General features: G+C 44.9%; 9 protein-coding genes and 1 pseudogene. All 10 read right to left on the bottom strand.

Features of this window, described 5'->3' with window-relative positions:
- Nucleotides 1-670, bottom strand: a pseudogene (locus EAO36_RS07910) (hypothetical protein); the annotation flags it as partial.
- Between the two features lie 3 nt (nt 671-673).
- The gene (locus EAO36_RS07905; protein WP_120955971.1) at nt 674-2,365 is read right to left on the bottom strand and encodes a primase-helicase family protein; all 1,692 of its coding nucleotides are present in this window, start codon (nt 2,363-2,365) and stop codon (nt 674-676) included.
- 353 nt (nt 2,366-2,718) lie between these two features.
- Nucleotides 2,719-3,051: a holin gene (locus tag EAO36_RS07900; RefSeq protein WP_120955970.1), complete on the bottom strand. Its 333-nt coding sequence runs from the start codon at nt 3,049-3,051 to the stop codon at nt 2,719-2,721.
- Nucleotides 3,038-3,214 (bottom strand): hypothetical protein, encoded by a 177-nt coding sequence (locus tag EAO36_RS08535; protein WP_162983290.1) that lies wholly within the window; start codon nt 3,212-3,214, stop codon nt 3,038-3,040. Before EAO36_RS08535 ends, EAO36_RS07900 begins: the two co-directional genes overlap by 14 nt.
- On the bottom strand, nt 3,204-3,689 hold the full coding sequence (locus EAO36_RS07895) for an N-acetylmuramoyl-L-alanine amidase (protein ID WP_120955969.1): 486 nt from the start codon (nt 3,687-3,689) through the stop codon (nt 3,204-3,206). Before EAO36_RS07895 ends, EAO36_RS08535 begins: the two co-directional genes overlap by 11 nt.
- Nucleotides 3,690-3,703: 14 nt before the next feature.
- Nucleotides 3,704-3,844, bottom strand: coding sequence for a hypothetical protein (locus tag EAO36_RS08530; protein ID WP_162983289.1), 141 nt, complete (start codon nt 3,842-3,844; stop codon nt 3,704-3,706).
- A 1,215-nt stretch (nt 3,845-5,059) separates the two neighbouring features.
- Nucleotides 5,060-5,500, bottom strand: coding sequence for a hypothetical protein (locus tag EAO36_RS07885; RefSeq protein WP_120955967.1), 441 nt, complete (start codon nt 5,498-5,500; stop codon nt 5,060-5,062).
- A gap of 31 nt (nt 5,501-5,531) precedes the next feature.
- A complete protein-coding gene (locus EAO36_RS07880) occupies nt 5,532-6,074 on the bottom strand; it encodes a phospholipase D-like domain-containing protein (RefSeq protein WP_120955966.1) in 543 nt (180 codons plus the stop codon).
- 16 nt (nt 6,075-6,090) lie between these two features.
- Nucleotides 6,091-6,309 carry a hypothetical protein gene (locus EAO36_RS07875; RefSeq protein ID WP_120955965.1) on the bottom strand — a complete coding sequence of 73 codons (219 nt, stop codon included), beginning with the start codon at nt 6,307-6,309 and terminating at the stop codon, nt 6,091-6,093.
- Nucleotides 6,306-6,770 (bottom strand): hypothetical protein, encoded by a 465-nt coding sequence (locus EAO36_RS07870; protein ID WP_235852420.1) that lies wholly within the window; start codon nt 6,768-6,770, stop codon nt 6,306-6,308. The genes EAO36_RS07875 and EAO36_RS07870 overlap by 4 nt, the downstream gene beginning before the upstream one ends.
- Nucleotides 6,771-6,935: the final 165 nt, after the last annotated feature.

The raw sequence follows: 6,935 nt of genomic DNA, 5'->3' as shown, positions 1-6,935 counted from the left end.
TTTTTTTGGGCGTTTTTGGCGCAGTTTGAGAGTGCAAATCCTTGAGCTTTTGGGCGTGAATTTCTAGGGCTTTTTTGTAGATAAAATCCAAATTCATGGGGCGTTTTTCTACGATAATGGGCGGCATTAAAGGTGGGTTTTCATGGCGGGCGTAGTAGCGGGCAATGTCTCTTAACGGAGAGCTATCGGCGTAAGTTTCTAGCTTAAGAGCCTTGACGATGAGAGTTTGAAAAATGCGGTACAGATCACAATTAATCCTCCCCTTTTCCCGGTTGATTAAAGCGGTTGGCAGTGGCTTGAGGGTGGGCACTAAAATACGGAATCGCTCGACATTTTGGCGGGGGTCTTTGGACTTTTGGCGGAGGTAATTTCGGGTGGGAATGAGGGCGAAACTTATCGGGTGAGAGCGCATTAAATCTAGGGCATTTTGCACGGAAAAATACTCAGAGTCGGGGGCATTATCAATGTCAAAAAATAGCAGGTTATGGAAGCCCTGCACATTATGGCTGGAGCGTTGAGACTTGCCCGGTTTAGCGGGGCTAAAGATGGCGGGACTGGTGTCGCATGCGATACAAATTTTAGCGATTTCTTGCAGGCTAGAAAATGTTTCGACCACCCATCCCAAAGTCGCCATGTAAGAGTTTCCCCGGTGGATGGAAAGGGTTATCATTTGTCAGCCTTTGAGCGTAATCGTGTAGCCATTTAGAGTCTTTGAAGTCTCTAGCTTGATCAAACTGCTGTATTCATCTAAAAGCCAATTCACCCGTAAGACTTTTGAGGACACTCCATTAAACTTGAGAACTCCTATAATCTCTTTAAAATCTTGGGGAAACAACTTCCTAAGATCACTCACCGCTACACCGCGTATGTTTTTGGCTAGCAAGTGTTGCATATATTCATAAGCCAATTCCGACATGTATTCTTGTGTTTCTCGCAACGTTCTTTGCCCCATGAAAAGCTCGGCGACTTTCTGCGCGTCCCCGGTAGAGCTATCCACGATAAAGGCTTTATAATCTGTTTCTAGGCAAGTGCTGTAGATTTTGAAGTCTAGTGGGATTTGGGCCAAGAAGTGCAGAAAATGCGGGATTTCTTTTTCTATGGTCTTGTTAAGCCAGTCATCATGGTTTGCACCAATTTGGGGAAACATTTCGACCAAAGATTCACCACCGCCACGCACAATGTTATACCGGCGATTCAAGCCCGCATCCATCTTAAATGGCATTTTTTCGTTAGAACTCATCACGATAAAAGCGTGGTTTTCAACTTGTTGCGTGTCTCTGAATTTGAGTTGCACGGCATAGCGTGTGTTAGCTACAATGACCTTAACTCTTTGGTTGATTGTTAGCCCATTTTTGTCTGTATTTTCCTCCACTTCGTCAATGTCTAAGTAAAGCCGATTGACAAAAGAATCGCCCCATTTTGATGTAAATTCTGCACCCGTTAAGCGCGCCACATTACTAAAATTATCCTCGTCAGAATACAGACGCATGAGTATCTGAGATGTTAAAACTCCCTTACCCGTTCCTTGCTTATCAAGGAATAACCAGAGGTTAAAACATGGCGTAAAAGTCTCTAGGTGATAGGCTAGATCATGCACGAATTTAGCCCGTGGTTTTGAGTCATTTTTTGCGCCTAAAACATTGTCAATTACCCGCGCAATGAAAGGAAATTTTGCGCCCCATTCCAAGTGTTTTTTAACATTTTTTGGCGCACTTTCAGCCAAGCGGTAACGGCGATATTCTTTGATTCTTTTTGGCATAGTGAAAGTGTTTATGAATATATTTCGATTGCCATCAATCCAAATTATACGCTTATCAGATGGTCTGCAAATTTCAAATGCGCCGACTGGATAAGACAAACTTTCTACTAGCCAATTTGTCCCCGGTTTAGGGCGCATTTTTGCTGGAATTTCATCGCCAATTAGATTTTTTGGATACTCTCCAGCGAAGTTGTGGAGCTTGCAAGTGCCGTTTAAAAATATCAAAAATTCCTTACGATTTTTAAATTCAACAGCGGAATTTAGCTCGTATTCTTGTTGCAAAATATCGACTTTTTCGACCAATCTTGCCTTTAATTTTCCCGTCTCTAAATCGCAATAAAAGATACGAAACTTCTCATCTCCGCAGACCAAATAACTTGGAATCATGGGATAAACGCGCGTGATAAAATAGTCGGCTAAAGTTTGCCCTAAACCATCAACAACCCCACTAACTTTGGCTAAATATTGCTTAAATTCTTGGCGAATTTTGTCAAATTTTTGTTTCAATTTTTCTAAGTTTGTCAAGCCTTTTCCCGCCATTTTTTGACTCTCCTCAGTTACATTTTTTGCCAAAGTGGCTTTAACCGATTTTGCCCCATTTTCCATATAATTTTTACTCTCCTTGCCAGAGATACAAAACATGGCTATTTTTAGCCCCGACATCTACGCATTCATCAACTCGTTTTGTTATGTTTTGATTTGTATTTTACTAAAAACTTTTTTAAGCCCACCTTAACCCCTAATCTTAAAAATCGACCCCCCCCCCCTTTTTTGGCTCTAACACCGATGACAACGGACTTAGAGACATCTTACCCCCAAAAATTTGAAAAAGAATATTTTTTGCAAAACATAACAAAACAGACTAAAAAACCCTAAAATGCTTGTGTTTTGTAAAATTTTTGTTTTGTTTTACCATTTTTTTACCTTAAAGATTTTTTTTCCCAGTGAAGGGAAGGGTTTTATTTGTGTGAGTCGTGATCATTCTTGTGCCCTAATTTTGAGGAAAGATAGTCGATTAAAAAACCGATAGAAACTTCCGCACCTAAGTAGCCAACTCCTGCACTGATGGAGACTGATAATCCGTAGCTGAGATGAAAGTATTCTTTGATGATTTCGTAAGCAATCCATGCGACCAACATGGATGACCCAACGGCTAAGAAAATGTGTTGGAGCACTTCGGTGAATTTGCTCCGCTCCCCGATCGTTTTCATGGCAAAGAGAAAACCGCTAAAACTTCCCACACATAAAAGGACTCCATATTCCAACAACAAAGCCCAATTAAGTTCTTCCATGCCGTGCCTTTAAAATGGATTCTAGGGAGTGTATTTCCTTGATTGTTTTGGCGATAGCTTGGGAGTGTCGCTCTAACACCCAAGCTACATATATGTTCGCGCCCGTCAAAGTGAGCAACAAGACAATGAGAAGATTCACAAACAAGCGTGGATTATTCAGCATGAAAGAGCTCCTTTAACACTTCTTTGACTTCAAACGATGGGCAGGCTTTAGCAGGGTTAAAATCTTTGTGCCCATAAATCTTGGCAAGTGGGTATTTTTGTTGCAGATCACGACACAGAGTCAGCAGTGTACTGAGTTGGGAATCTGTGAGCGTGTTTTTAGGCGCGCCCGACTCATCTAACCCCCCGATGTAGCAAACACCCACACTGGTTTTATTGTGCCCTTTGCAATGCGCCCCGATTTCATGTAGAGCTCTGCCGACTTCAATCGTGCCATCTAGCAAGATCACAAAGTGGTATCCGATGCACTGAAACCCCCTTTGTTTGTGCCACTGGTCAATATCGCGCGCGCAGAAGTCTTTTCCCGCTTTTGTCGCACTGCAGTGAATGATGATCTTATCGATGTGGCGCGTAGCCGTGTTTTCTGTGTGTCCGCCGTGATTGTGTAGAGTTCTAGTCTTTGATGTTTTCAACATAAAAACCCTTCCCTTCACTGGCACACATGGCGTGTGATGTGTTTTATCACGTCATAGATGATCTGACAATGTTCGGGCTGTAGGCAACCACTGACACTGAAGGCTGTAAGAAAACCTAGCCAAATTGCTAAGGGCATACGGGTTAAATGAAACATTAGCCAAACTCCTTAAAATTGTGATTGGTATCCCAAGCTTTAAGGGGCGGTGTAGGCTTGCGGGCGTGGGGGGCAACTGCCCCCCCCCGCTGACCCCGCGCCAACACCGCCTAAGCAAGGAAGGCGGGCAGATGTGCCACGCACGCACCCCGACCCAAAAAAGCCCCGTTTTTGCCCCCTAGCGTGCCCGTAGAGCGCAACAACACCCACAAGGCTACCCCCATAGCCCCCGACCATCAAAAACGCTTTACGGGCGTTTTACGCGCCTTTAAGAGCCCAAGAGCTCCAGCCCCCCCAGAAAACGCAAGGGTAAAGCTCCTTTGCTTTCCCGGGTTCCCGTGTGCTCGTGCCCCGTGTGCCCCAAAATAGGCACTTTTGCGCCCCCGTGTGCCCTGCACTCACCCCCGTGCCGTGTGCGGTTAGTCCCCTTCCTTGCTTAGGCGGTGTTGGCGCGGGGTCAGCGGGGGGGGGCAGTTGGGGGGCGCTCCGCAAGCCTTCGCGTTGCTTGTCTTGCTACGCTGTTCCGTGCGCCCGTGTGGTCGCACTTCACGGCTCAGAGCCCGCTGACGCGGTCTCTTCGCATGGGTTATGGGCGCGCGCCAGCCCACCTGCGCGCGCCTGCGCCTTCCCCCCACCCACCGCCCATGCCTGCGCTCGTGCTCCCGCTGGCGCGGTCGCACCTTTGTAATGAGCGCAGGCAGGGAAGGCGCAGAGAGAGAAATTCAAAAGGCGGGTGCTCATCGGATCGGAGTGTGTTTGAGCGAGCAGATCGGAGCGGATTAGTTGGGTAGGAGTGTGGGAGTTTTGGGGGGGTGTTTTCCTTGATGAAAGGAGGTATTTTTTTGAGCTAGAGCAAGTCAAGCGGAGTGGTGTTTTTTGTTGGAGAAGTTGGGTAGTTTGGTGTTGGCATGTTGGGGGTTTTTATTGTGGGAGTTGAGGCGAGGAATTTCCTTGAGATAAAGTCAAATTTTCTTAAGCCTACAGAAGCCCTAGAAACGCTTTGAGAAGTTAAAAGCGTGAGTGAGTAAGGGGGTGGTGTTTGTAGGGCATTCTAGGAGGGTTATTTTTTTGGAGTTTTAAGGGGTGTTCTCATGCGCATGCATACGCGCGCGCACAAACCCAAAGGGTTTGGAATTACGCGCTCCGCGCGCAAAATTTGGCGCAGAATCGGGGCAAAAATCGCAAGAGAAAATTTAAGGAGAGATTTTAAAATTTTCAAGCGTTTGCCGTGTCAAGGTTGCTAGCAAATTCAAGCGCAGTTTTTAGCAGAGCGTGTAACTCATCTGCGGGGAGCGAATTTATTTCTCTTAGCGTGTTGTAATGCGGTGTGTTTCTGAAAGGGCGGTCGGGTAGAATTGGGTGTTCTGCTAGCTCCTCCTCTCGTTGCGGATCACGAGCCCAAGTTTTGAGCACTTCTAGGCTTAGGCGTTTTTGGCTCATGTTTTGAGTTGCAAAGGGCTTAAGCGTGTTGGCGATGATTTGGGCGGTTTGTTCCTTGTCTGCTTGTGTATGGCTTGTGTAGAGCAATTTATAGCCATTTGTGAGGTGGTAGTAGATCAACATCGCACTTTGTTGTAGCGCGCTGAGTTGGTGGGTTTTGTTGTAGAGTTCTACCCAAAGCGTGCCGGCTTCTTGTCCAATTTTAAAATAGTCCATCAGAATCCTTTTTTTGGTGTGGATGGTTATTTTACAAAAATCCCGGGCATTTTTGAGTCATGTCCTTAAAAGCGTCATTAGCTTGTTGGAGAATGTGCGGGTCATCATCAACAAAGATAGTTTCGTAGTTATTGTGAAAGCTATTCGTGCTCCAGTTAGCCGAGCCAGTGAAGAGAAGGGTTTTATCTATGATCATCATCTTGTTGTGCATGAGCCCCATGTATTGCTGGGTGTAGCGGTTATAGCGTTTGGATTTTAAACCACTCAGCAAGCAGACTTTTACGCGGTAAAGTTTGGCAAGTGTGGTTAGTACACTTTGGGGGTTGTCTGCGTTTTGGCTGGTGTCTAGGATGAGAGTTACCATAACTCCACGCTTACTGGCTTGGCGTAGAGCTTTTGCTAGGTCTTTGTGTGTGAAGGAGTAGAGAGCGATGTCGATTGTGGATTTAGCGTTTTCAATGCCCGTCAATAGGGCGTTTTCTGCCTCTTTGTTTTGTTTGGGGAGGAAGTAGATAGAGTGGGCTGAAGCCACCTCAAACAAGGCAAAGAGGATCAGAAAATGGAGCAGTTTCATTATATCTTTTTGCCACTTAGGATGACTTAAGTTCTTTGATTTCAGCTAAGATTTTTGCCCGTTCTTCATCTAATTTTTCCAGCTTTTCATAGAGCTTTCCAATGCGGATATACTTCTCAGAGATGGTGAGTTTAGGCTGAATAATTTCCTTTTTTTGCGCGGGGTTTTGGTAGTCTTTTTGTGTGCTAGATTGTGAGTTTTTGGCGGGGTTTTTGGGGTCATTTTGTGCGTTCATGTGTCTCCTTTTAGGGGTAAATTGAATACGCGCATTGTATCAAAATTTGGCGGATATGTGATCAGATTGTCGGCAATTTTTACCCCGTGTCGCATAAATTTTACAAAGCGCACACCATAGTGATTTTTAATTTTTTGCTCGACTTGGATTAAGTTTTTTGCGCCGTTTATGGCGTGTTCGATGACATCAAAAAGCGCGCTATCTAGGGTTAAAAAAGTGTTGCCTGTAAGGCGTTCTAAATGGCGAGCGAGGTTGTTAATATTGTGGTCATTGAAGTGTGCAGTTAGGTAAGGAATCACGCCGTAAGTCTCTCCACTTTTGAAATCATGGGCTAGATTTGAGCCATCCATAATGGAGTATTTGGCTTTTAAAGTTTTGACCATGAGGTAGTTACCTTCTTTGTAAATGCGCTGGACTTTTTCCAGCTTTTCAATTAGATAAACGATTGATATTGCCTTCATTTTTTCCACATTAGCGGTGTGTAAATTGGCTTGAGAATGGGGTAAATTTGTGCTAGATTTTGGGCTTTTTTTTGGGCGTTTTTGGCGCAGTTTGAGAGTGCAAATCCTTGAGCTTTTGGGCGTGAATTTCTAGGGCTTTTTTGTAGATAAAATCCAAATTCATGG

The sequence above is a fragment of the Helicobacter mehlei genome (genome assembly GCF_003660265.1).
In the GTDB taxonomy this organism is placed as follows: Bacteria; Campylobacterota; Campylobacteria; order Campylobacterales; family Helicobacteraceae; genus Helicobacter; species Helicobacter mehlei.
This window is presented reverse-complemented; position numbering and strand designations above follow the sequence as displayed.